At 53.1% G+C, this 23719-nt stretch carries 22 protein-coding genes and 2 tRNA genes; 18 read left to right on the top strand and 6 right to left on the bottom strand.

Features of this window, described 5'->3' with window-relative positions:
* Window position 1: 1 nt before the first annotated feature.
* Window positions 2-1135: a beta-aspartyl-peptidase gene (iadA, locus tag OGY68_RS12175; RefSeq protein WP_057067626.1), complete on the bottom strand. Its 1134-nt coding sequence runs from the start codon at window positions 1133-1135 to the stop codon at window positions 2-4.
* A 148-nt stretch (window positions 1136-1283) separates the two neighbouring features.
* Between iadA and OGY68_RS12180 the strand changes: the two genes are divergently transcribed.
* The 3 genes from OGY68_RS12180 to OGY68_RS12190 all read left to right on the top strand — a co-directional run bounded on the left by OGY68_RS12180 (window position 1284) and on the right by OGY68_RS12190 (window position 2773).
* Entirely contained in the window at window positions 1284-2177 is an 894-nt protein-coding gene (locus tag OGY68_RS12180; protein WP_057067627.1) for a LysR family transcriptional regulator, read from the top strand.
* Between the two features lie 167 nt (window positions 2178-2344).
* Window positions 2345-2677, top strand: coding sequence for a preprotein translocase subunit SecG (gene secG, locus OGY68_RS12185; protein ID WP_003025000.1), 333 nt, complete (start codon window positions 2345-2347; stop codon window positions 2675-2677).
* A gap of 9 nt (window positions 2678-2686) precedes the next feature.
* Window positions 2687-2773: transfer RNA gene (locus OGY68_RS12190), tRNA-Leu, on the top strand.
* Window positions 2774-2971: 198 nt separating this feature from the next.
* Here the strand turns inward: OGY68_RS12190 and argG are convergent.
* Window positions 2972-4315: an argininosuccinate synthase gene (argG, locus tag OGY68_RS12195; RefSeq protein ID WP_005131837.1), complete on the bottom strand. Its 1344-nt coding sequence runs from the start codon at window positions 4313-4315 to the stop codon at window positions 2972-2974.
* A gap of 333 nt (window positions 4316-4648) precedes the next feature.
* On the opposite strand from argG, the gene OGY68_RS12200 reads away from it, so the two are divergent.
* From OGY68_RS12200 to mtr, 12 genes are all read left to right on the top strand, one after another.
* Window positions 4649-4725: transfer RNA gene (locus OGY68_RS12200), tRNA-Met, on the top strand.
* A 207-nt stretch (window positions 4726-4932) separates the two neighbouring features.
* On the top strand, window positions 4933-5385 hold the full coding sequence (gene rimP, locus OGY68_RS12205; RefSeq protein ID WP_003024996.1) for a ribosome maturation factor RimP: 453 nt from the start codon (window positions 4933-4935) through the stop codon (window positions 5383-5385).
* Between the two features lie 28 nt (window positions 5386-5413).
* Window positions 5414-6901, top strand: coding sequence for a transcription termination factor NusA (nusA, locus tag OGY68_RS12210; RefSeq protein WP_003024992.1), 1488 nt, complete (start codon window positions 5414-5416; stop codon window positions 6899-6901).
* A 24-nt stretch (window positions 6902-6925) separates the two neighbouring features.
* On the top strand, window positions 6926-9616 hold the full coding sequence (infB, locus tag OGY68_RS12215) for a translation initiation factor IF-2 (RefSeq protein ID WP_003828710.1): 2691 nt from the start codon (window positions 6926-6928) through the stop codon (window positions 9614-9616).
* A 149-nt stretch (window positions 9617-9765) separates the two neighbouring features.
* Window positions 9766-10170: a 30S ribosome-binding factor RbfA gene (gene rbfA, locus OGY68_RS12220; RefSeq protein WP_003024988.1), complete on the top strand. Its 405-nt coding sequence runs from the start codon at window positions 9766-9768 to the stop codon at window positions 10168-10170.
* Window positions 10170-11114 (top strand): tRNA pseudouridine(55) synthase TruB, encoded by a 945-nt coding sequence (gene truB, locus OGY68_RS12225; protein ID WP_057067628.1) that lies wholly within the window; start codon window positions 10170-10172, stop codon window positions 11112-11114. The genes rbfA and truB overlap by 1 nt, the downstream gene beginning before the upstream one ends.
* Before the next feature lie 273 nt (window positions 11115-11387).
* Window positions 11388-11657: a 30S ribosomal protein S15 gene (gene rpsO / locus OGY68_RS12230; RefSeq protein ID WP_000059465.1), complete on the top strand. Its 270-nt coding sequence runs from the start codon at window positions 11388-11390 to the stop codon at window positions 11655-11657.
* Window positions 11658-11903: 246 nt separating this feature from the next.
* Window positions 11904-14036, top strand: a complete 2133-nt coding sequence (gene pnp, locus OGY68_RS12235; RefSeq protein ID WP_008785911.1) for a polyribonucleotide nucleotidyltransferase — start codon at window positions 11904-11906, stop codon at window positions 14034-14036.
* A gap of 109 nt (window positions 14037-14145) precedes the next feature.
* Window positions 14146-15030 (top strand): lipoprotein NlpI, encoded by an 885-nt coding sequence (nlpI, locus tag OGY68_RS12240; RefSeq protein ID WP_003024982.1) that lies wholly within the window; start codon window positions 14146-14148, stop codon window positions 15028-15030.
* Window positions 15031-15136: 106 nt separating this feature from the next.
* Window positions 15137-15217, top strand: a complete 81-nt coding sequence (gene yrbN / locus OGY68_RS12245) for a protein YrbN (RefSeq protein WP_010723222.1) — start codon at window positions 15137-15139, stop codon at window positions 15215-15217.
* Window positions 15210-17138, top strand: coding sequence for a DEAD/DEAH family ATP-dependent RNA helicase (locus tag OGY68_RS12250; protein ID WP_057067629.1), 1929 nt, complete (start codon window positions 15210-15212; stop codon window positions 17136-17138). The genes yrbN and OGY68_RS12250 overlap by 8 nt, the downstream gene beginning before the upstream one ends.
* 146 nt (window positions 17139-17284) lie before the next feature.
* Window positions 17285-18529, top strand: a complete 1245-nt coding sequence (gene mtr, locus OGY68_RS12255; protein ID WP_003828642.1) for a tryptophan permease — start codon at window positions 17285-17287, stop codon at window positions 18527-18529.
* Window positions 18530-18619: 90 nt separating this feature from the next.
* Here the strand turns inward: mtr and OGY68_RS12260 are convergent, their stop codons facing one another.
* The 3 genes from OGY68_RS12260 to ubiU all read right to left on the bottom strand — a co-directional run bounded on the left by OGY68_RS12260 (window position 18620) and on the right by ubiU (window position 21688).
* Window positions 18620-19627: a luciferase-like monooxygenase gene (locus OGY68_RS12260; RefSeq protein ID WP_057067630.1), complete on the bottom strand. Its 1008-nt coding sequence runs from the start codon at window positions 19625-19627 to the stop codon at window positions 18620-18622.
* 178 nt (window positions 19628-19805) lie between these two features.
* Entirely contained in the window at window positions 19806-20684 is an 879-nt protein-coding gene (locus tag OGY68_RS12265; RefSeq protein WP_057067639.1) for a U32 family peptidase, read from the bottom strand.
* An 8-nt stretch (window positions 20685-20692) separates the two neighbouring features.
* Window positions 20693-21688, bottom strand: coding sequence for a ubiquinone anaerobic biosynthesis protein UbiU (gene ubiU / locus OGY68_RS12270; RefSeq protein WP_057067631.1), 996 nt, complete (start codon window positions 21686-21688; stop codon window positions 20693-20695).
* 220 nt (window positions 21689-21908) lie between these two features.
* On the opposite strand from ubiU, the gene ubiT reads away from it, so the two are divergent.
* Both ubiT and OGY68_RS12280 read left to right on the top strand, forming a co-directional pair.
* Complete coding sequence (gene ubiT / locus OGY68_RS12275) at window positions 21909-22433, top strand: ubiquinone anaerobic biosynthesis accessory factor UbiT (protein ID WP_003828637.1); 525 nt, start codon at window positions 21909-21911, stop codon at window positions 22431-22433.
* Window positions 22427-22930 (top strand): GNAT family N-acetyltransferase, encoded by a 504-nt coding sequence (locus OGY68_RS12280; RefSeq protein ID WP_008785907.1) that lies wholly within the window; start codon window positions 22427-22429, stop codon window positions 22928-22930. The genes ubiT and OGY68_RS12280 overlap by 7 nt, the downstream gene beginning before the upstream one ends.
* On the opposite strand, the gene OGY68_RS12285 is transcribed toward OGY68_RS12280, so the two are convergent.
* The gene (locus OGY68_RS12285; RefSeq protein ID WP_057067632.1) at window positions 22917-23216 is read right to left on the bottom strand and encodes a GIY-YIG nuclease family protein; all 300 of its coding nucleotides are present in this window, start codon (window positions 23214-23216) and stop codon (window positions 22917-22919) included. The genes OGY68_RS12280 and OGY68_RS12285 overlap by 14 nt on opposite strands.
* Window positions 23217-23268: 52 nt before the next feature.
* On the opposite strand from OGY68_RS12285, the gene OGY68_RS12290 reads away from it, so the two are divergent.
* A complete protein-coding gene (locus OGY68_RS12290) occupies window positions 23269-23697 on the top strand; it encodes a YhbP family protein (protein WP_008785905.1) in 429 nt (142 codons plus the stop codon).
* Window positions 23698-23719 lie beyond the last annotated feature (22 nt).

The following is a 23719-nucleotide window of genomic DNA, read 5'->3' on the forward strand; positions in this document are numbered from 1 at the left end:
CTTACTCGAAGTTGCCGGTAACCAGGCACTCGCCATCCCGCAGCAACGGTTTACCCGCGGCAAACAGATGGGCCAGCGAGAGGTCATCATTGAGTACACAGATATCGGCACGTTCCCCGGCGCAGAGCACGCCCCCGGAAATACCCAGCGAGCGCGCAACGTTTGCCGTCAGCATCGCGATGGCCTGTGACACCGGAATCCCGACATCAATCAGGCGAGGAAGCAGGTTAAGATTGCCTGCGACCGGTGCCGCGCTTAAACCTTCAACGATACCCTGAGCGTTAAAGCGCGGAACGCTGCCATTGCCGTCAGAACTGATCGTGATGCGCTCCGCCGGAACCTGTGCTTCGAGTGCGTGGAGAATCGCTTGCTCCTGAGGCATAAAACGACTGCCACCGGACGTAACATCGATATGGCCGCCGCGATGGGCGAAAGCAATCGCCTGTTCGAACAAGGGCTCAGTTCTCGCAACATGCGTCGGTGAAATATGGTGAATCGGAATACCCGCATCACACAGCTCAATAAGTTGCGACATCCCTTCCGGCAGATTCCCCAGGTGCACATGCAGCAAGCCTTTTTTCCCAGCCAGCAGGGAAGCGACGCGAATATCGCTCACTATCCTCAGCAACTCCTGGAAAGAGGGGTAAGAGCCACGGTGATCGGCGAGGGCGATTTTTACACCAAGAATTGCCGGAATGAAGGCCATATCATCGCGGATGGATCGCGTAATGGTTGGGCTGGGAACGGCGTAGGCTCCCGTGTGCATAAACGCGCGTAATCCCTCAAGGTTGAGAGACTGCATTTTAGCGTAGAGATCTTTGGGTGAACGAGAAATGGCATCGGTGCCTAACACACCAACCACCGTGGTAATACCTGCCTGAATCAGATCGCGCAGCTTGACGGCTGGCGTCCGACTGGCAAACCCGGCTTCCCCGCCGCCACCGGTAAGATGGACATGCTGATCGATGATACCAGGGATAACCCATTTACCCCGACAATCGATGACCTCTTTGACGCCATCAAAGAGCGAAATATCTTTTTCTACCGCCACAATTCGGTCGGCATGAATGAGCAGGGAGCAGAGGCCTAAATCCTCAGGAGAAAAAACACGGGCATTGGTCAATAAAGTAAACATAGCGGTCCTGTCAAACGTCGAGGGTGAGAGTCGGCAGGTGAAACGAAATATTGTTGTTATGATGCCCACCATAAAGCCATTACTATAACTATGACTATTACCGATTTGTTATTGGAGGATGCGGTTATGGCATGGCGGAGAGCACAACGTGGATTGTAAGTGGCTGGAAGATTTTCTGGCCTTGGGCCAGCATGGAAACTACTCTCAGGCCGCGGCGCAGCGGCATATTACTCAACCTGCGTTGAGTCGGCGTATAAAGGCGCTGGAAGAGGTGCTGGGCGTGCCTTTGTTTGACCGGACAACGACCCCTGTCACGCTGACGCGCTATGGTGAACGCTTTGAACCTTATGCCCGGCACGTTCTCAGCACGTTAACAGAGGCACGCCATGAGCTGTCGGCGATGACGCCAGCAACGGATAACACGCTGGTGATGGTCAGCCTGCATACGCTGTCGGTGAATATCCTGCCGGATATGATCAACTACCTGCGACAGAGTGAGCCGCAGTTAAACTTTACGGTCAACGCCAGTATCCAGGGGATAGACAACCACTTCAATGCCCTGATGAACCGGCAAATTGATTTACTGGTGACCTACGATTTACCGTCTGCCCAGCCGGGGCTGGAGATCGCCGGAGGGTTAAAACGTTCACTATGGCGGTATGAGCGATTTATACCGGTTATTTCAGCCCAGTTGGCTGATGCGCTTAATGATCCGCATGCTCCGATTCCGTGGCTATGCTACAGCGACTACACCTTTGTCAGACGTATTATTGAGTCGGCAGAACAACGCGTCCGCCCACGGCTAAAAAAAGTATTTGAGAGTGGTTTAAGCGAAACGATACGAGAAATGGTACTGCGCCATATGGGAATGGCCTGGTTACCTGAATCGATGGTGGCGGAAGAGTTGGTGAATCAGCAAATTATTCACTGCTGGCCAGAAAATACAGACCTGATTTGTGAAATCCCCGTTGTGGTATGGGCTAACCTTGACGATCAACGCGCAGTCATGCAGAGATGCTGGGAGAAATTGCTGCGTTTTTGATTGATATGGCGATTTTTTCCGCAGTTGATACAATGCTAACAAATTGCCCTTGCGAAGGTTATTCGCTTTGGTTAGTATTCACACCCGCTTCAGTGGGAAACAGTAAATATTCCCGCTTTAATGGTCGAAGCATTGTACGCGGCAACTCCGCAAGGAACAGGTTGATTATGCACGAAGCTCTTTTAGTAGTTTTCCTTATTGTGGCAATTGGCCTGGTAGGCTTGATCATGCTGCAGCAAGGCAAAGGCGCTGATATGGGAGCCTCTTTTGGCGCAGGCGCTTCTGGTACTCTGTTTGGTTCAAGTGGTTCTGGTAACTTCATGACCCGTATGACAGCTGTATTGGGAACCTTGTTCTTCATCATCAGTCTGGTGCTGGGTAACATGAACAGCAATAAGACCAATAAAGGAAGTGAGTGGGAAAATCTGAGCGCACCGGCGAAAACCGAGCAAACTCAGCCAGCTGCTCCGGCTCAGCCGACCAGCGATATCCCACGCTAAGTATTCTGTACCGAGGTGGTGGAATTGGTAGACACGCTACCTTGAGGTGGTAGTGCCCTAACGGGCTTGTGGGTTCGAGTCCCATCCTCGGTACCAAATTCCAAAAAAAAAGACGCTGCAAAGCGTCTTTTTTTTCGTCTGTTATTTATGGCTATCCTGTAGGTCGGATAAGGCGTTAACGCCGCCATCCGACATTATTACAACGCCTGATGGCGCTACGCTTATCAGGCCTACAGACACCTTATATTTCGCGCATAAAAAAGGCCGCTTTCGCGGCCTTAAGATAGTGAATCTTTACTTCGCCTTATTTTCCAGATTCTCAACCTGCGGCAGGCCGGTTGCGGAAGAGGCTGTCAGTAGGCCAGACTGCGCATAGCCGAACAGCTTCTCGCGGGTATCGGTGATATCCAGATTACGCATGGTCAACTGACCGATACGGTCATCCGGAGAGAATACGGAGTCGCCTTTTTCCATCGTCAGACGTTCTGGTTTGTACGTCAGATTGTCAGACACGGTGTTGAGGATTGAGTAGTCATTACCACGACGCAGTTCCAGCGTGACTTCGCCGGTAATCTGGCTGGCAACCCAACGCTGCAGACCGTCACGCAGCATCAGCGCCTGAGAGTCGAACCAGCGGCCCTGATACAGCAGACGACCCAGCTGGCGACCGTGCGCGTGATACTGCTCGATGGTATCCTCGTTGTGAATACCGGTCAGCAGACGCTCGTAGGCGATATGCAGCAATGCCATCCCTGGGGCTTCGTAGATGCCACGGCTCTTCGCTTCAATGATACGGTTTTCAATCTGATCGCTCATACCCAGACCGTGACGGCCGCCGATACGGTTGGCTTCCAGCATCATCTCAACGTCGTCGCTGAAGGTTTTACCGTTAAGAGCAACCGGATGACCCTGTTCAAAACGCACGGTCACTTCTTCTGCCGGGATCTTCACGCTCTCATCCCAGAACTTCACGCCCATAATCGGGTTGACGATTTTGACGCTGGAATTCAGGAATTCCAGATCTTTTGCTTCGTGAGTCGCCCCGAGCATATTGGAGTCTGTTGAGTACGCTTTCTCAACGGACATTTTGTAGTCGAAACCACAGGCAATCATAAATTCGGACATCTCATGGCGACCACCGAGTTCATCGATAAAATCGGTATCCAGCCATGGTTTGTAAATCTGCAGTTCGGCGTTGGTCAGCAGACCGTAACGATAGAAACGTTCAATATCGTTACCTTTATAGGTGCTACCGTCGCCCCAGATGTTTACACCATCTTCTTTCATGGCGGCAACCAGCATGGTGCCGGTCACGGCACGGCCCAGCGGGGTGGTATTGAAATAGGTCAGTCCGCCGGTGGTGTTGTGGAATGCACCGCACTGAATGGCAGCGATCCCTTCGGCAACCAGCTGCTTACGGCAATCTACCAGGCGAGCATTCTCAGCACCATATTCCATTGCACGGCGAGGAATGGCGTCATAGTCATCCTCATCCGGCTGGCCCAAATTCGCAGTATATGCATATGGGACAGCCCCTTTTTGTCGCATCCACAGCAGTGCTGCGCTGGTGTCCAGGCCGCCGGAAAAAGCGATACCAATACGTTGACCTACCGGGAGATGCTTGAGAATCGTCGTCATAAAATAAAACCCTGCTTGATAGACTGGTGAAGAGGTCGGCTTATTATACTAATTGCATTTTTATGCAAAATAAATGAGTTTTCATTTAATCATCTTTTCTGGATGACAGGAAGAGTTTAGTGATAATTTCGTTAAATAACGGCGTGGGCGGCATATTTATCTTGCTGGGCTAGCGCTGGGCAGCATTCATTGATTTGCATAGTCGTAACAAGGTTGACATAACGCATATTGAATCAATATACTGTGCGCAGATTTTACGTCCCGTCTCGGTACCAAATCCCAGCAGTATTTGCATTTTTTACCCAAAACGAGTAAAATTTGCCACGTTTCAGGCGCGGGGTGGAGCAGCCTGGTAGCTCGTCGGGCTCATAACCCGAAGGTCGTCGGTTCAAATCCGGCCCCCGCAACCACTTTCCCTTAGAGTTCTTTTTCAAATATACTGTGAAGACTTAGGCCTTCGTAGCTGGATTTGAAAAAAATTCTTTCGGAAGGTTCTCCGAACCGCAGGTGCGGTTATAGGGTTCAGTTATCTAAAGCCCCGATTTATCGGGGTTTTTTGTTATCTGACTACAGAATAACTGGGCTTTAGGCCCTTTTTTTATGTCTTGGGGGTGGGCTTGTCCACATTAGAGCAAAAATTAACAGAGATGATTACAGCGCCAGTTGAAGCCCTGGGCTACGAACTGGTCGGCATCGAATTTATTCGTGGTCGCACATCCACACTGCGCATCTATATTGATAGTGAAGATGGCATCAATGTTGATGATTGTGCTGATGTGAGCCATCAGGTAAGCGCCGTGATGGATGTCGAAGACCCAATCACCGTTGCCTATAACCTGGAAGTCTCCTCTCCGGGTCTCGACCGTCCTCTGTTCACAGCTGAACACTACGTGCGTTTCCTGGGTGAAGAAGTCACGCTGGTTCTTCGTATGGCGGTACAAAACCGTCGTAAATGGCAGGGCGTTATCAAAGCGGTGGACGGTGAGATGATCACGGTCACAGTCGAAGGCAAAGATGAAGTGTTCGCGCTGAGTAATATCCAGAAGGCGAACCTGGTTCCCCACTTTTAACAGTCTGGATTGAGGTGAAAAGCCCGCGATGAACAAAGAAATTTTGGCTGTTGTTGAAGCCGTATCCAACGAAAAAGCGCTGCCACGCGAGAAAATTTTTGAAGCGCTGGAAAGTGCGCTGGCTACAGCAACAAAGAAAAAATATGAGCAAGAGATCGACGTTCGCGTAGAAATCGATCGTAAAAGCGGTGATTTCGATACCTTCCGTCGTTGGGTAATCGTAGAAGAAGTTACTCAGCCGACCAAAGAAATTACGCTGGAAGCGGCACGCTTCGAAGACGAAAGTCTGAACGTGGGCGAATATGTTGAAGATCAGATTGAATCTGTCACCTTTGACCGTATCACCACCCAGACTGCGAAGCAGGTTATCGTACAGAAAGTACGTGAAGCTGAACGCGCAATGGTTGTTGATCAGTTCCGCGAACACGAAGGCGAAATCGTCACCGGTGTGGTGAAGAAAGTAAACCGCGACAACATTTCTCTGGATCTGGGCAGCAATGCTGAAGCTGTGATCCTGCGTGAAGACATGCTGCCGCGTGAAAACTTCCGCCCTGGTGACCGTATTCGTGGTGTTCTGTACTCAGTTCGCCCGGAAGCGCGCGGTGCACAGCTGTTCGTAACCCGTTCCAAGCCGGAAATGCTGATTGAGCTGTTCCGCATTGAAGTGCCGGAAATCGGCGAAGAAGTTATCGAAATTAAAGCGGCTGCTCGCGATCCGGGATCGCGTGCGAAAATCGCCGTTAAGACCAACGACAAGCGTATTGATCCGGTCGGCGCCTGTGTTGGTATGCGCGGTGCGCGCGTTCAGGCGGTTTCTACCGAACTGGGCGGCGAGCGTATCGATATCGTCCTGTGGGATGATAACCCGGCGCAGTTCGTGATTAACGCAATGGCGCCAGCAGACGTCGCTTCTATCGTGGTGGATGAAGACAAACACACCATGGATATCGCGGTTGAAGCCGGTAACCTGGCTCAGGCGATTGGACGTAATGGTCAGAACGTCCGCCTGGCTTCACAACTGAGCGGTTGGGAACTCAACGTGATGACCGTTGATGACCTGCAAGCGAAGCATCAGGCTGAAGCACATGCAGCCATCGATACCTTCACCAAATATCTCGATATCGATGAAGATTTCGCGACCGTTCTGGTGGAAGAAGGTTTTGCGACGCTGGAAGAACTGGCCTACGTGCCAATGAAAGAGCTGCTGGAAATTGACGGCCTGGATGAACAGACCGTTGAAGCGCTGCGCGAGCGTGCTAAAAACGCACTGACCACTCTGGCACTGGCCCAGGAAGAAAGCCTCGGTGATAACAAACCGGCTGACGATCTGCTGAATCTGGAAGGATTGGATCGTGAGATGGCCTTCAAACTGGCGGCCCGTGGTGTTTGTACGCTGGAAGATCTCGCTGAACAGGGCATTGATGATCTGGCTGATATCGAAGGGTTGACCGACGAAAAAGCCGGTGAGCTGATTATGGCTGCCCGTAATATTTGCTGGTTCGGCGACGAAGCGTAATAAACTGTAGCAGGAAGGAACAGTATGACAGATGTAACCGTAAAAACGCTGGCTGCAGAGATACAGACTTCCGTAGATCGCCTGGTACAGCAATTTGCTGATGCCGGTATCCCGAAGTCTGCTGACGACTCTGTGTCCGCACAAGAGAAACAAACCTTACTGGCGCATTTGAACCGTGAAAACGGCTCAGCGCCGGATAAGTTGACATTGCAGCGTAAAACGCGCAGTACTCTCAATATTCCAGGTACCGGTGGAAAAAGCAAATCGGTACAAATCGAAGTCCGCAAGACACGCACCTTTGTGAAACGCGATCCGCAAGAGGCTGAACGCCTTGCCGCGGAAGAGCAGGCGCAGCGTGAAGCGGAAGAGCAAGCCCGTCGTGAGGCAGAAGAAGCTGCCAAACGCGAGGCGCAACAAAAAGCCGAACGTGAGGCCGCAGAACAAGCTAAGCGTGAAGCCGCTGATAAAGCGAAACGTGAAGCTGCGGAAAAAGACAAAGTGAGCAATCAACAGACCGACGATATGACTAAAACCGCCCAGGCCGAAAAAGCCCGCCGTGAAAATGAAGCCGCAGAACTGAAGCGTAAAGCGGAAGAAGAAGCACGTCGCAAGCTTGAAGAAGAAGCGCGCCGCGTAGCGGAAGAAGCTCGCCGTATGGCGGAAGAAAACGAGAAAAATGGTGTGAATAACGCTGAACCTGTCGAAGACACCAGTGATTATCACGTCACCACCTCTCAGCATGCTCGCCAGGCTGAAGACGAGAACGATCGTGAAGTTGAAGGCGGTCGTGGTCGTACTCGCAGCACTAAAGCAGCGCGTCCGGCGAAGAAAGGTAACAAACACGCTGAATCTAAAGCTGACCGTGAAGAAGCACGTGCAGCGGTTCGCGGCGGTAAAGGCGGCAAGCAGCGTAAAGGTTCCGCTCTGCAGCAGGGCTTCCAGAAGCCAGCTCAGGCCGTTAACCGTGACGTTGTGATCGGCGAAACCATCACCGTTGGCGATCTGGCGAACAAGATGGCGGTCAAAGGCTCTCAGGTCATCAAAGCAATGATGAAACTGGGCGCAATGGCGACCATCAACCAGGTCATCGACCAGGAAACCGCACAGCTGGTTGCCGAAGAGATGGGCCACAAAGTTATCCTGCGTCGTGAAAACGAGCTGGAAGAAGCAGTAATGAGCGACCGTGACACCGGCGCTGCGGCAGAACCGCGCGCACCGGTAGTGACCATCATGGGTCACGTTGACCACGGTAAAACGTCTCTGCTGGACTACATTCGTTCAACGAAAGTGGCCTCTGGCGAAGCGGGCGGCATTACTCAGCACATCGGTGCGTACCACGTTGAAACTGACAACGGTATGATCACCTTCCTGGACACCCCGGGTCACGCCGCGTTTACCTCCATGCGTGCTCGTGGTGCTCAGGCAACGGATATCGTTGTTCTGGTTGTTGCAGCAGACGACGGCGTGATGCCGCAGACTATCGAAGCTATCCAGCACGCGAAAGCGGCAGGTGTGCCGGTAGTTGTTGCAGTCAACAAAATCGATAAACCGGAAGCGGATCCAGATCGCGTTAAAAACGAACTGTCCCAGTACGGCATCATGCCGGAAGAGTGGGGCGGCGAGAGCCAGTTCGTTCACGTTTCTGCGAAAGCGGGCACCGGTATCGACGAACTGCTGGATGCTATCCTGCTGCAAGCCGAAGTACTGGAACTGAAAGCTGTGCGTAAAGGTATGGCGAGCGGTGCGGTTATCGAATCCTTCCTGGATAAAGGTCGTGGCCCGGTTGCTACCGTCCTGGTTCGCGAAGGTACCCTGAACAAGGGCGATATCGTTCTGTGTGGTTTCGAATACGGCCGCGTTCGTGCGATGCGTAACGAACTGGGTCAGGAAGTACTGGAAGCAGGTCCGTCCATTCCGGTGGAAATCCTCGGTCTGTCCGGTGTTCCGGCTGCGGGTGACGAAGTTACTGTTGTTCGTGACGAGAAGAAAGCGCGTGAAGTTGCACTGTACCGTCAGGGCAAATTCCGTGAAGTTAAACTGGCTCGTCAGCAGAAATCTAAACTTGAGAACATGTTCGCCAACATGACCGAAGGCGAAGTTCACGAAGTGAACATCGTGCTGAAGGCTGACGTACAGGGTTCTGTAGAAGCGATTTCCGACTCTTTACTGAAACTGTCTACCGACGAAGTAAAAGTGAAGATCATCGGTTCTGGCGTAGGTGGTATCACCGAAACCGACGCGACCCTGGCTGCGGCATCCAATGCGATTCTGGTTGGCTTCAACGTACGTGCTGATGCCTCTGCACGTAAAGTTATCGAATCAGAAAGCCTGGATCTGCGTTACTACTCCGTCATCTATCATCTGATCGACGAAGTGAAAGCAGCGATGAGCGGCATGCTGTCTCCGGAACTGAAACAGCAGATTATTGGTCTGGCTGAAGTTCGTGATGTGTTCAAATCACCGAAATTCGGCGCTATCGCAGGCTGTATGGTTACTGAAGGCACTATTAAACGTCACAACCCAATCCGCGTACTGCGCGACAACGTGGTTATCTATGAAGGCGAGCTGGAATCCCTGCGCCGCTTCAAAGATGACGTTAACGAAGTCCGTAACGGTATGGAATGTGGTATCGGCGTTAAGAACTACAACGACGTTCGCGTTGGCGATATGATCGAAGTGTTCGAGATCATCGAGATCAAACGTACAATTGCTTAAGGTTGTTCGGGTGTAGGCCGGATAAGGCGTTTACGCCGACATCCGGCAATGTAATGCCTGATGGCGCTACGCTTATCAGGCCTACAGCCTAATCACCGAATTATTTTCAAAAGGGGCTGAATGCCCCTTTTTTGTCTGGAGAATTTATTATGGCGAAAGAATTTGGTCGCCCGCAGCGTGTCGCGCAGGAGATGCAGAAAGAAATCGCACTCATCCTGCAACGCGAAATCAAAGACCCGCGTGTTGGCATGATGACCACCGTATCGGGTGTTGAGATGTCCCGTGATCTGGCATATGCCAAAGTATTCGTGACTTTCCTCAACGATCAGGACGAAGCTGCCGTGAAAAACGGCATTAAGGCACTGCAGGAAGCCTCTGGTTTTATCCGCTCTCTGCTGGGTAAAGCAATGCGTCTGCGTATCGTGCCTGAGCTGACCTTCTTCTACGACAACTCGTTGGTTGAAGGGATGCGCATGTCCAACCTGGTGACCAGCGTGGTGAAACATGACGATGAGCGTCGTGTGAACCCAGCGGACGACAGCAAGGAGGACTGATGAGTCGTCCTCGTCGTCGTGGTCGCGATATTCACGGTGTCCTGCTGCTGGATAAGCCGCAGGGCATGTCCAGCAATGACGTGCTGCAAAAAGTAAAGCGCATCTACAATGCCAACCGCGCGGGACATACCGGCGCGTTGGATCCGCTGGCGACAGGTATGCTGCCTATCTGCCTTGGTGAAGCGACAAAGTTTTCACAGTATTTGCTGGATTCTGACAAACGCTATCGCGTGGTTGCCCGTCTGGGCCAGCGTACTGACACTTCCGATGCCGATGGGCAGATCGTGCAGGAGCGTCCGGTAACCTTCACCGCAGAACAACTGGCGAGTGCGCTGGAGACTTTCCGCGGCGATATCGAGCAGATTCCGTCGATGTATTCGGCGCTGAAGTATCAGGGTAAGAAGCTGTACGAATATGCGCGTCAGGGCATTGAAGTGCCGCGTGAAGCGCGCCCGATTACCGTCTATGAGCTGCTGTTTATCCGTCACGAGGGTAACGAACTGGAGCTGGAAGTTCACTGCTCCAAAGGCACCTACATTCGTACCATCGTTGACGATCTCGGTGAGAAGCTGGGCTGCGGCGCGCACGTAACGTATCTGCGTCGTCTGACGGTCAGCAAGTATCCGGTGGATCGTATGGTCACGCTGGAACACCTGCGTGAGCTGGTCGAACAGGCAGAACAGCAGAACATTCTGGCGGCTCAGTTGCTTGATCCTTTGCTGATGCCAATGGACAGTCCGGCATTGGACTATCCTGTTGTTAATTTGCCTTTAACATCGTCGGTTTACTTTAAAAATGGTAATCCGGTACGGACGACAGGCGCCCCGCTGGAAGGGCTGGTACGCGTGACGGAAGGCGATGACGACAAGTTTATTGGCATGGGGGAGATGGACGATGAAGGTCGTGTCGCCCCCCGCCGCCTGGTGGTTGAGTATCCTGCATAGAGCTCTCTGTCTTGCGATAAAAGGGCGCTGCGAGTAGAATACTGCCGCTTAACGTCGCGTGAATTGTTTAACAATCCGCGTGGCGTATACACAAAATCATTCGAGCTGCATCAAAGCGGCAAGTCTGAGGATCCTCAGGAGCTTACTTAGGTAAGTGACTGAGGTGAGCGGACGCAGCCAACGCAGAGTCAGTTTGAAGGATAAAGTGTATACACTGGGATAGCTGAATTAGAGATCGGCATCCTTTCATTCTTAACACTTTGGAGTTTTAAAATGTCTCTAAGTACTGAAGCTACCGCTAAAATCGTTTCTGAGTTTGGTCGTGATGCAAATGACACCGGTTCTACCGATGTTCAGGTTGCTCTGTTGACTGCACAGATTAACCACCTGCAGGGCCACTTTGCAGAGCACAAAAAAGATCACCACAGCCGTCGTGGTCTGCTGCGCATGGTTTCTCAGCGTCGTAAACTGCTCGACTACCTGAAACGTAAAGATGTTGCACGTTACACCGCGCTGATCGAGCGTCTGGGCCTGCGTCGCTAATTCTTTCGAGTTTCAGAAAGAGGGGGCCTTCATGGCCCCTTTTTTCCAGCAGATGGCAGCAATTCGCTGGAAACTAATGTATTGTTGCTATGAATGATCTTCCGTTGCAGAGGTTCGCGCGGCTAATGAGAGGCTTTACTCATGCTTATGGGTTAGGGTTGTCATTAGTCGCGAGGATGCGCAGAAGATCGGGTATTAACGATGGCGCAAAAATGTGCCGTCAAAAAATAGAGAAAGGATATTATTTTGCTTAATCCGATCGTTCGTAAATTCCAGTACGGTCAGCATACCGTTACGCTGGAAACCGGCATGATGGCGCGTCAGGCGACTGCCGCTGTTATGGTTAGCATGGATGACACCGCGGTATTCGTTACCGTTGTTGGTCAGAAAAAAGCGAAACCAGGCCAGGACTTTTTCCCGCTGACCGTTAACTATCAGGAGCGTACCTACGCTGCTGGCCGTATCCCGGGTAGCTTCTTCCGTCGTGAAGGCCGTCCGAGCGAAGGCGAAACTCTGATCGCGCGTCTGATTGACCGCCCGGTTCGCCCGCTGTTCCCGGAAGGCTTCGTTAACGAAGTTCAGGTTATCGCGACCGTTGTTTCCGTTAACCCGCAGGTTAACCCGGACATCGTGGCAATGATTGGTGCATCTGCTGCGCTGACTCTGTCTGGTATCCCATTCAACGGCCCGATCGGTGCTGCACGTGTTGGTTACATCAATGACCAGTATGTACTGAACCCGACTCAGGACGAACTGAAAGAAAGCAAGCTGGACCTGGTTGTTGCAGGTACTGAAGCAGCCGTACTGATGGTTGAATCAGAAGCTGAACTGCTGAGCGAAGATCAGATGCTGGGCGCTGTTGTGTTCGGTCACGAACAGCAGCAGGTTGTGATTCAGGCGATCAACGAGCTGGCGAAAGAAGCTGGCAAACCGCGTTGGGACTGGCAGCCAGAAGCCGTCAACGAAGCGCTGAACGCACGCGTTGCCGCACTGGCGGAAGCTCGCCTGAGCGATGCTTACCGTATCACTGACAAACAAGAGCGTTATGCTCAGGTTGACGTGATCAAATCTGAAACCATCGCGACTCTGGTGGCTGAAGACGAAACCCTGGACGCTAACGAACTGGGTGAAATCCTGCACGCTATCGAGAAAAACGTTGTTCGTAGCCGCGTACTGGCAGGCGAGCCGCGCATCGATGGCCGTGAAAAAGACATGATCCGTGGCCTGGACGTGCGTACTGGCGTTCTGCCGCGTACCCACGGTTCCGCACTGTTCACCCGTGGCGAAACTCAGGCGCTGGTTACTGCGACCCTGGGCACCACGCGTGATGCGCAGAACCTCGACGAACTGATGGGCGAGCGTACTGACAACTTCCTGTTCCACTACAACTTCCCTCCGTACTGCGTAGGTGAAACCGGTATGGTCGGTTCTCCGAAGCGTCGTGAGATTGGTCACGGCCGTCTGGCGAAGCGTGGCGTACTGGCAGTAATGCCGGAACTGGATAAATTCCCGTACACCGTGCGTGTGGTTTCTGAAATCACCGAATCTAACGGTTCTTCTTCCATGGCTTCCGTATGTGGTGCTTCCCTGGCGCTGATGGACGCAGGCGTGCCGATCAAAGCAGCCGTTGCGGGTATCGCGATGGGTCTGGTGAAAGAAGGCGACAACTTTGTTGTTCTGTCTGACATTCTGGGCGACGAAGACCACCTGGGCGATATGGACTTCAAAGTGGCGGGTTCCCGCGACGGTATCTCTGCACTGCAGATGGATATCAAAATTGAAGGTATCACCAAAGAAATCATGCAGGTTGCTCTGAACCAGGCTAAAGGTGCGCGTCTGCACATCCTGGGTGTGATGGAACAAGCGATCAACGCTCCGCGTGGCGATATTTCTCAGTTCGCTCCGCGTATCCACACTATCAAGATCAGCCCGGACAAGATCAAAGACGTTATCGGTAAAGGCGGTTCTGTTATCCGTGCTCTGACCGAAGAAACCGGCACCACCATTGAAATCGAAGATGATGGCACCGTGAAGATTGCTGCGACCGACGGTGAGAAAGCGAAATATGCTATCCGTCGTATCGAAGAGATCACCGCAGAGATCGAAGTAGGCCGTATCTACAATGGTAAAGTGACCCGTATCGTTGACTTTGGCGCATTCGTTGCCATCGGTGGCGGTAAAGAAGGTCTGGTACACATCTCTCAGATCGCTGATAAGCGCGTTGAGAAAGTGACCGACTACCTGCAGATGGGCCAGGAAGTACCGGTCAAAGTTCTGGAAGTTGATCGCCAGGGCCGTGTGCGTCTGAGCATTAAAGAAGCAACTGAGCAGTCTCAGCCTGCAGGCGAACCGGAAGCTCCGGCAAGCCAGGGCGAGTAAGGTTGCCATTGCCCTCCGTGAAAGCGGAGGGCCTTTAACCCGGCAGGATGCCTTGTTAGCAACCGGGGAACCTGGACGTTCATTCAATCGTTGTCTTCGGGAGTGGGAAATGAAGCCTTTTTTGCGCTGGTGTTTCGTTGCGACAGCACTCACGCTGGCTGGATGCAGTAATTCCGCCTGGCGAAAGAGTGAAGTCCTCGCAGTACCATTGCAACCGACTTTGCAGCAGGAAGTGATTCTGGCACGTATGGAACAAATTCTTGCCAGTCGGGCTTTAACCGATGACGAACGCGCACAGCTTTTATATGAGCGCGGAGTGTTGTATGATAGTCTCGGTCTGAGGGCATTGGCGCGAAATGATTTTTCACAAGCGCTGGCAATCCGACCAGATATGCCTGAAGTATTCAATTACTTAGGTATATATTTAACGCAGGCAGGCAATTTTGATGCTGCCTATGAAGCGTTTGATTCTGTACTTGAGCTTGATCCAACTTACAACTACGCGCACTTAAATCGCGGTATCGCATTGTATTACGGCGGTCGCGACAAGTTAGCGCAAGATGATCTGCTAGCGTTTTATCAAGACGATCCCAATGATCCTTTCCGTAGTCTGTGGCTTTATCTTGCCGAGCAGAAGCTCGATGAGAAGCAGGCTAAAGAAGCGTTGAAGCAACGCTTTGAGAAATCGGATAAAGAGCAATGGGGATGGAACATTGTCGAGTTCTACCTGGGCAACATTAGCGAAGCAACGCTGATGGAACGCCTGAAGGCGGACGCAACGGATAACACCTCGCTCGCTGAGCATCTCAGTGAAACCAACTTCTATTTAGGTAAGTACTACCTAAGTCTGGGGGATTTGGACAACGCTACGGCATTGTTCAAACTGGCGGTGGCTAACAACGTTCATAACTTTGTTGAGCACCGATACGCATTGTTGGAATTATCGCTCCTGGGCCAGGACCAAGATGACCTGGCAGAATCGGACCAGCAATAGCTGACGTACACATCAGCCCGTAATCTTTTTTGATTGCCATCACCTTCACGGGTGAGGGCGTTGTTGTTCGTTAATACACCTACTTTGAGCCGGTTCACACTTTTCAATGAAAATTGCAGATCAATTTCATGATGAGTTATGTAGACTGGCCGCCATTAATTTTGAGGCACACGTACTACATGGCTGAATTCGAAACCACTTTTGCAGATCTGGGCCTGAAGGCTCCTATCCTTGAAGCCCTTAACGATCTGGGTTACGAAAAACCATCTCCAATCCAGGCAGAGTGCATTCCGCATCTGCTGGGCGGCCGCGATGTTCTGGGTATGGCCCAGACAGGTAGCGGCAAAACTGCAGCGTTCTCTTTACCGCTGCTCAACAATCTTGATCCTGAGCTGAAGGCACCTCAGATTCTGGTGCTGGCACCGACCCGCGAACTGGCGGTTCAGGTAGCAGAAGCCATGACGGATTTCTCTAAACACATGCGCGGCGTGAACGTGGTTGCCCTGTACGGCGGTCAGCGTTATGACGTGCAATTACGTGCCCTGCGTCAGGGGCCACAGATCGTCGTCGGTACGCCGGGTCGTCTGCTGGATCACCTGAAGCGCGGTACTCTGGACCTTTCCAAACTGAGCGGTCTGGTACTGGACGAAGCTGACGAAATGCTGCGTATGGGCTTCATCGAAGACGTTGAAACCATCATGGCGCAGATCCCGGAAGGTCATCAGACCGCTCTGTTCTCTGCAACCATGCCGGAAGCGATTCGTCGTATTACCCGCCGCTTTATGAAAGAGCCGCAGGAAGTACGTATTCAGTCCAGCGTTACTACCCGTCCTGACATCAGCCAGAGCTACTGGACTGTGTGGGGCATGCGTAAAAATGAAGCGCTGGTGCGTTTCCTGGAAGCAGAAGACTTTGATGCGGCGATTATCTTCGTACGTACCAAAAATGCGACCCTGGAAGTAGCAGAAGCGCTGGAGCGTAGCGGTTATAGCAGCGCTGCACTGAACGGCGACATGAACCAGTCCCTGCGTGAGCAGACTCTGGAGCGTCTGAAAGATGGCCGTCTGGATATTCTGATTGCAACCGACGTTGCGGCCCGTGGCCTGGACGTTGAGCGTATCAGTCTGGTTGTCAACTACGACATCCCGATGGATTCCGAGTCTTACGTTCACCGTATCGGCCGTACCGGTCGTGCGGGTCGTGCGGGTCGTGCGCTGCTGTTCGTTGAGAACCGCGAGCGTCGTCTGCTGCGTAACATCGAACGCACCATGAAGCTGACTATTCCGGAAGTAGAACTGCCGAACGCAGATCTGCTGGGCAAACGCCGTCTGGAAAAATTCGCCGCTAAAGTACAGCAGCAGCTGGAAAGCAGCGATCTGGATCAGTACCGTGCTCTGCTGGCGAAAATGCAGCCGGAAGAAGAACTGGATATCGAAACGCTGGCAGCTGCACTGCTGAAAATGGCTCAGGGCGAACGTCCTCTGATCCTGCCGCCAGATGCGCCGATGCGTCCGAAACGCGAATTCCGCGACCGTGATGACCGTGGTTCGCGTGACCGTAACGATCGTGGCCCTCGTGACCGTAATGACCGTGGTGGTGAAGACCGTCCGCGTCGTGAACGTCGTGATGTTGGTGACATGCAGCTGTACCGCATTGAAGTGGGCCGTGATGACGGTGTTGAAGTTCGTCATATCGTTGGTGCGATTGCTAACGAAGGTGATATCAGCAGCCGTTACATCGGTAACATCAAGCTGTTTGCTTCCCACTCCACCATCGAACTGCCGAAAGGTATGCCGGGCGACGTGCTGCAGCACTTTACCCGTACTCGCATCCTGAACAAGCCGATGAACATGCAGCTGGTTGGCGATGCAGTTCCGCACACTGGTGGTGAGCGTCGTGGCGGTGGTCGTTTCAGCGGTGAGCGTCGTGAAGGTGGTCGCGGTGAAGGTCGTAACTTTAGCGGTGAACGTCGTGAAGGCGGTCGTGGCGATGGTCGTCGTTTCAGCGGCGAACGTCGTGAAGGCAACCGTGGTCCGCGTCGTGACGATTCTTCTGCTCCGCGTCGTGATGACTCTGCTGGTCGTCGTCGTTTCGGCGGTGATGCATAAGCCTTTTAGCTTTATAGCTGTAAAGTAAAATATACGGCCCCGATCTCAACAATCGGGGCTTTTTTTATTTCAATTGTACTCGTGTACTGGTACAGTGCAGCACATTGAGATGTAGTCACAATATAAATGACTGGAGAGATGGCTAAATGGCAACACTAACCACCACCCAAACGTCACCTTCGCTGCTCGGCGGCGTGGTGATCATCGGCGGCACCATTATTGGCGCGGGGATGTTTTCCCTGCCAGTGGTCATGTCCGGGGCGTGGTTCTTCTGGTCAATGGCAGCGCTGATCTTCACCTGGTTCTGCATGCTGCACTCCGGGCTGATGATCCTTGAAGCTAACCTCAATTACCGCATTGGCTCCAGTTTCGACACCATCACGAAAGATCTGCTGGGCAAAGGCTGGAACGTGGTGAACGGCATCTCGATTGCTTTCGTTCTCTATATTCTGACCTACGCGTATATCTCGGCGAGCGGTTCGATCCTGCATCACACCTTCTCCGAGATGTCGTTGAACGTTCCGGCGCGTGCGGCAGGTCTTGGCTTTGCGTTGCTGGTGGCGTTTGTGGTGTGGTTAAGTACCAAAGCGGTTAGCCGCATGACGGCAATTGTGCTGGGCGCGAAGGTGATTACCTTTTTCCTGACCTTCGGCAGCTTATTGGGACACGTTCAGCCCACAACGTTGTTTAACGTGGCGGAAAGCAATGCTTCGTATACGCCGTACCTGCTGATGACGCTACCGTTCTGTCTGGCCTCATTCGGCTATCACGGCAACGTCCCGAGCCTGATGAAGTACTACGGCAAAGATCCGAAGACCATCGTTAAGTGTCTGGTGTACGGCACGCTGCTGGCGCTGGTGCTGTATACCGTGTGGTTGCTGGGGACGATGGGTAACATTCCGCGTCCGGAGTTTATCGGTATTGCGCAGCAGGGCGGTAACATAGATGTGCTGGTACAGGCGCTGAGCGGTGTACTAAACAGCCGCAGTCTGGATCTGCTGCTGGTGGTGTTCTCCAACTTTGCGGTGGCGAGTTCATTCCTCGGCGTTACGCTCGGTCTGTTTGACTATCTGGCGGATCTGTTTGGCTTTGATGACTCGGCAATGGGACGTTTCAAAACGGCATTGCTGACGTTTGTCCCGCCAATTATCGGTGGCTTGCTGTGGCCGAACGGTTTCCTGTACGCCATTGGCTATGCAGGACTCGCGGCAACCATCTGGGCCGCCATTGTTCCGGCACTGCTGGCACGTAAATCCCGCGAGCGTTTCGGTAGCCCGAAATTCCGTGTATGGGGCGGTAAGCCGATGATTGCGCTGATCCTGGTATTCGGTATCGGCAACGCGGTTATCCATATTCTCTCGAGCGTGAATCTGTTGCCTGTTTATCAGTAACTTTGTTGTGCCGGATGGCGGCTACGCCTTATCCGGCCTACAGGGTCAAGTAGGCCCGGTAAGCGAAGCGCCACCGGGCAAAGCAACGCACTACCCCAATAATTCCTGCTTCACATCCATCGCCAAATCAAACGAATGTAGGCGTGCCTGATGATCAAAAATCTGACCGTTAACCATAATCTCATCAGCCTGGGTTTCACGCAAAATGGCGTCGAGACCATGCCGCACTTTTGCCTTATCACCGACCAGCGACATGCTCAGCGCCTGTTGTACGCCGTACTGCTCAGAAGCGGACCACAGCTGATGCATATTCTCTACCGGCGGCGGTAGCTGGCCGGTTTCGCCACGACGCAGCTTCATAAATGCCTGCTGCATGGAGGTGAAAAGAAACTCGGCGTCGCGATTGCTGTCGGCGGCAATAATGTTGATGCACACCATCGCATACGGTTTTGCCAGCCGCGCCGAGGGTTTGAACTGGGTACGATACAAATGCAGCGCCTGATGCAGCATATCCGGGGCAAAGTGCGAGGCGAAGGCAAACGGCAGACCAAGCTGGGCCGCCAGTTGTGCGCTGTACAGGCTGGAGCCTAATAACCAGACCGGGATCTGCTCGCCGTAGCCGGGAACCGGGCGTACATGGGGATTAGGATCGCGGGCGTCGAACCAGTCCACCAGTTCAGCGACGTCGCGTGGGAAGTTATCGATATCACCGCTCATATGGCGGCGCAGTGCGCGCATGGTTGGTTGATCGCTGCCCGGTGCGCGACCAAGCCCGAGATCGATTCGTCCCGGATATAGCGTGTTCAGGGTACCGAACTGCTCGGCGATCACCAGCGGCGAATGGTTAGGCAACATCACGCCGCCAGACCCGAGATGCAGCGTGGTGGTATTGGCAGCCAGATAACCAATCAGCACTGAGGTTGCTGCGCTGGCGATGCCGGTCATGTTGTGATGTTCCGCCAGCCAGTAGCGGTGGTAGCCGCGTTTTTCGGCCAGTTGAGCGAGATCAAGCGAGTATGTGAAGGCCTCTTTTGCCGAGGATCCTTCAGGGATCGGCGCCAGATCCAGCACCGAGAACGGAATAGTTTTGTCAGTCATAACGGCTCACTTTGTTACCGGTTAATCTTTTAATACTGCATTAAAGATTAGCGAATGTTGTTAACAAAGTGAGCTTTATACGGCGGGCACCGAATATAACATGCCCGATGGCGCTGCGCTTATCGGGCCTACGGGATCGCTATTTGTAGGCCCGATAAGGCATTTATGCCGCATCCGGCTAGGCCTGCAGCTCCAGTCCAGCCAGTCGCTTCCAGTAGCCGTTACAGTCACTGTGGGCGGCAAGCGGTAATGGAGCACTGCCATTTTCATTGGCGCGGAAGGCGTCGAGCATGGCGAATGTTTCAGTGCCTGAAGGGGACAGACGCACAATATCAACTAGCCCCTGCATCGATGTCAGTTCGTTGCCGAGGTTGTAAACATAGCCGCTCATGGTCTGGATCCCGTTGAGGACAAAGACCTGCTGATTCTCCTGCGACAGCACATCGCGCCCGTTCGGATATTTGATGCAGCAGGTTTCACACTCGTCTTTTGGACGGTCTTCAGAGCGCGCGGTAAAGCAGCGGGCAGAGTACGCCAGCGGCAGATGCCCGTAGCTCAGCACCTCAACTTCAAACTGATTGCGAATACCCAGCTCATCACACTGGTTGAGCAGGTTTGCCAGCCAGTCGCGGGAAAGCTCTACCGGCATACACCAGCGCACCATGCCTTGTTTGAGCAGGATACGCAGGGTAACCGCGTTGTAGCAGTTGAGCGCATGCCCGGCGACAAACGGCAGCTTACGCTCGGCGCACATGTTTACTACGCCGAGATCGCTGGCTTCCAGCAGGAAGTCACCGTTTTCGACATAGCGCTTCAGCTCTCCCAGTTCAGAAGAAGCCTGTACCAGCGCCAGTGTTGACAGCACAACCTGTTTACCGCTGCCGGCGAGCGATTTCGCCATATCGAGCCAGTCGCCCACTTTGGTGGCGCGGCGTTTACTGCATACCACTTCACCAAGATAGATAACGTCGGCCTGGCTTACGGCAGCCTGCTGATAAAAATCTTCCAGCGTTTCTTTCGGCCAGTACCACAGCACCGGCCCTAAGGAATATTTCATTGCTTCTCTCACTGCCATTTACGGTGATACGCGCCAAGCGTGGTCTGCGTGCCTTCGGACATAGAACCGAGTGTTTCCATCCACGCGGCCTGCGGGACGTAGTTTTGCGGGTCGGCCATACAGTGGTCGATCGCCTGACGCCACACTTTCGCAACCTGACTGACATAGGCCGGGCTGCGCTGACGACCTTCGATTTTCACCGAGGCAATATTGGCTGCCAGTAGTTCCGGCAGCAGCTCCAGCGTGTTCAGGCTGGTGGGTTCTTCCAGCGCATGGTAACGCTCGCCGTCAACCAGATAGCGGCCTTTGCATAGCGTCGGATAACCGGCGTTTTCCCCGTCCTGATAGCGGTCGATCAGCACTTCATTAAGACGGGATTCCAGCCCTTGTTGGGTCTGTTGCCAGCGGACAAAACGGGCAGGCGAGCAGGCACCAACCGTATTAGGAGACTCACCCGTCAGATAGGACGAAAGATAGCAACGGCCTTCCGCCATAATGCACAGGCTACCGAAGGCGAACACTTCCAGGGGAACTGGCGTGACGCGAGCGAGCTGTTTCACCTGATGAATAGATAGCACGCGCGGCAGCACCACGCGGGCGACGTCAAAGTTGCGATGATAGAAATTAATTGCCTCTTCATTGGTTGCAGATGCCTGAACAGAGACATGGCGCTCAATATGCGGGTAGCGCTCTGCGGCATACTCAAGCATGGCGAGGTCGGCAAGGATCAGCGCGTCTGCACCCAGTTGCGCTGCCATATCAACGGCACGTTGCCAGCGCGCGTAACCATCCGGGTGCGCAAAGGTGTTAATCGCAATGTGCAGCTTACGGCGGTGCTGATGGACAAAACTCACCGCTTCCTGCAATTTTTTCTCGGTAAAATTAAGGCCGGCGAAATGACGGGCGTTGGTATCATCTTTCAGCCCGATGTAGACAGCATCAGCGCCGTTCTCGATGGCCGCCTTAAGCGCCGGTAGGTTTCCGGCAGGGCAGAGCAGCTCCATAATTTATCCTGAACGTTGCGCCGTGACGGGCGCAGAAATGTTAACGAAGAGGGATTTTAGTTAACCTTGCTGAGACAATTTTTGATTTGAGGCAGTTAAAGTCGTATTGGTGGCACCAATAAAGAGGTAACAATTTCGTAGCGAATTGTTGATTTATGCCGCTATGTCGTTTATTTGATATGGCAAAATAGCAGGACTATTGAAACAGGGAGTAAAGCTCGTGTTGGATAAACTGCGTTCACGCTTAGTACAATTTGGTCCTTCTCTGATGAGTGTACCAGTTAAACTGACGCCCTTTGCGCTGAAGCGCCAGGTTCTGGAACAGGTCCTGAGCTGGCAGTTTAGTCAGGCGCTGGCCGATGGGGAGCTGGAGTTTCTCGAAGGTCGCTGGCTGAGCATTCATGTGCGTGACATTGACCTCAAATGGTATACCTCTGTTGAGAACGATAAACTTATCGTCAGCCAGAATGCAGATGCGGATGTAAGTTTTAGCGCCGATGCCAGCGATCTCCTGATGATCGTGGCCCGCAAGCAGGATCCAGATACGCTTTTCTTCCAGCGTCGCCTGGTGATTGAAGGTGATACAGAATTAGGGCTATACGTAAAAAATCTGATGGATGCCATCGAACTGGAGCAGATGCCTAAAGCGTTGCGCGTCATGCTGATGCAGTTGGCGGATTTTGTTGAGGCGGGGATGAAAACGTCGCCAGAAACCAAACAGACCTCGGTAGGTGAGCCATGCTGATTCGAGTTGAAATTCCCATTGATGCCCCTGGTATTGATGCGCTGCTGCGCCGTTCATTTGAGAGCGATGCGGAAGCGAAATTAGTGCACGACCTGCGTGAAGATGGTTTCTTAACGCTGGGTCTGGTTGCTACCGATGACGAAGGTCAGGTAGTGGGTTACGTCGCGTTCAGCCCAGTCGATGTTCAAGGTGAAGATCTGCAATGGGTCGGCATGGCGCCGCTCGCGGTGGATGAAAACTACCGGGGGCAGGGCCTGGCGCGTCAGCTGGTCTATGAAGGACTCGATTCACTGAACGAGTTTGGCTACGCAGCGGTGGTTACGCTGGGGGATCCGGCCCTGTACAGCCGCTTTGGCTTTGAGCTGGCGGCCCATCATGACCTGCGTTGCCGCTGGCCGGGCACCGAAAGCGCGTTCCAGGTTCATCGCCTGGCGGACGATGCGCTGGATGGCGTGACGGGGCTTGTGGAATACCACGACCACTTCAATCGCTTTTAAGCTCCGGGGTTTGCAGGCTGCTTAATAGCGCCTCAAACCCTTCGCCTTCGACAAGGCGCTCTTTCTGCCGCTTGGTGAGTTGTTTAACGCGATACTCTATGCGCAGGGCCAGCGAACGGTCGCCGACCTGCGCCGCAAATGCCAACGTGAGTTCCCCCTTTCCGCGTAGCGCCTTCGCGCCTTTCCCATTTTGATGCTGCTTATAGCGGCGCTGCACATCGGTGGTTATTCCGGTGTATAAGGCGTTGTCAGCGGTACGGATCAGGTACAGATACCAGGGTGTCATTGTTACTATCGACGTGATAATTTTCAGGCCTACAGTATAAAAGAGAACAGAAATGGAAACACTGACTGCGGTGACCCGCTGGCTGGCAAAGCAGCACGTCGTGACCTGGTGCGTACATCATGAAGGTGAATTATGGTGCGCCAATGCGTTTTACCTGTTTGATGCGCAGAAGATGGTGTTCTATGTGCTGACCGAAGAGAAAACGCGGCATGCGCAGATGTCCGGACCACGCGCACCGATTGCCGGTACAGTAAACGGTCAGCCTAAAACCGTCGCTCTGATTCGTGGCGTACAGTTTAAAGGGGAAATCCGGCGTCTTGAAGGGCAGGAGAGCGAAGCTGCGCGTAAAGCCTACAACCGCCGTTTCCCCGTCGCCAGAATGCTGCCAGCGCCCGTATGGGAGATTCGACTGGATGAAGTCAAATTCACGGACAACACGCTGGGCTTTGGTAAAAAGATGCATTGGTTACGTGATCTATAGTTAGAACAGTGATTGAAGACCT

This window comes from Citrobacter sp. Cpo065, from assembly GCF_030332805.1.
Lineage (GTDB): Bacteria > Pseudomonadota > Gammaproteobacteria > Enterobacterales > Enterobacteriaceae > Citrobacter > Citrobacter portucalensis.